Below are 1,541 nucleotides of genomic sequence, written 5' to 3' on the forward strand. Positions count from 1 at the left end.
CGCTGACCCGCCAGGCCACCGAGCGTCTGGAGCTGGTGCGGCTCGCCGAGACCGACGACAGCGAGGTCGAGGAGATCGACAACGCCGTCGAGGCGGAGACCGAGGCCGAGGAGAAGCCGACCCCGCCGGCCGTGCGGCGCCGCGAGGCGATCGTCACGGCGCTCCGGCAGTCCGGAGCCGCCCGCGTCCTCGATCTCGGCTGCGGGCAGGGCCAGTTGGTGCAGACGCTGCTCAAGGACCCGGCCTTCACCGAGATCGTCGGCGTGGACGTGTCCATGCGTGCGCTCACCATCGCCTCCCGGCGCCTCAAGCTGGACCGCATGGGCGAGCGGCAGGCCTCCCGCGTCCAGCTCTTCCAGGGCTCGCTCGCGTACACCGATGTCCGGCTCAAGGGCTACGACGCCGCCGTGCTCAGCGAGGTCGTCGAGCACCTCGACCTGCCCCGGCTGCCCGCCCTGGAGTACGCGGTGTTCGGCTCCGCGCGTCCGCGGACGGTCCTCGTGACCACCCCGAACGTCGAGTACAACGTGCGCTGGGAGTCCCTCCCGGCCGGCCACGTCCGGCACGGCGACCACCGCTTCGAGTGGACTCGCGCGGAGTTCCGCGCCTGGGCCGAGGCGGTCGCCGAACGGCACGGCTACGGCGTCGCGTTCGAGCCCGTCGGCCCCGACGACCCCGAGGTGGGGCCGCCCACCCAGATGGCCGTATTCACCCTGACCACGCCGAAGGAGGCGAAGGCGGCATGACCGACGCACAGCAGGGGCGCGTGCTGCCCGTCACCGACCTGTCCCTGGTGGTGCTGGTCGGGGCCACCGGCTCCGGCAAGTCCACCTTCGCCCGTCGGCACTTCAAGCCCACCGAGGTCATTTCGTCCGACTTCTGCCGCGGCCTGGTCTCGGACGACGAGAACGACCAGGGCGCCACCAAGGACGCCTTCGACGTCCTGCACTACATCGCGGGCAAGCGCCTGGCCGCCGGCCGCCGCACGGTCGTGGACGCGACCAGCGTGCAGTCCGATGCCCGCCGTCAGCTGATCGACCTGGCCAAGCAGTACGACGTGCTGCCGGTCGCGATCGTGCTCGACGTGCCCGAGGAGGTGTGCGCCGAGCGCAACGCGGTCCGCACCGACCGCGCCGACATGCCCCGCCGGGTCATCCACCGCCACACCCGCGAACTGCGCCGCTCCCTCAGGAACCTGGAGCGCGAGGGCTTCCGCAAGGTGCACATCCTGCGCGGCGTCGACGAGGTCGAGCACGCCACGGTCGTCACCGAGAAGCGCTTCAACGACCTGACCCACCTCACCGGCCCGTTCGACATCATCGGCGACATCCACGGCTGCGCCGCCGAGCTGGAGGCGCTGCTCGGCAAGCTGGGCTACGTCGACGGCGTCCACCCGGAGGGCCGTACGGCCGTCTTCGTCGGCGACCTGGTCGACCGCGGCCCGGACAGCCCGGGCGTGCTGCGCCGCGTGATGGCGATGGTGAAGTCCGGCAATGCCCTGTGCGTGCCCGGCAACCACGAGAACAAGTACGGCCGGTACC

Annotated in this window: 2 protein-coding genes; both read left to right on the forward strand. The window is 71.8% G+C overall.

Going from position 1 to position 1,541, the window contains the following annotated elements; all coding sequences use genetic code 11:
- The coding region (locus ABZ281_RS48960; RefSeq protein ID WP_356665277.1) for a methyltransferase at positions 1–746 on the forward strand (746 nt) is incomplete at its 5' end.
- A partial coding sequence (locus ABZ281_RS48965; RefSeq protein WP_356665279.1) for an AAA family ATPase occupies positions 743–1,541 on the forward strand: 799 nt, incomplete at its 3' end. The genes ABZ281_RS48960 and ABZ281_RS48965, both read left to right, overlap by 4 nt.

It is taken from the genome of Streptomyces sp. NPDC006265, from assembly GCF_040613555.1.
Taxonomy (GTDB): domain Bacteria; phylum Actinomycetota; class Actinomycetes; order Streptomycetales; family Streptomycetaceae; genus Streptomyces.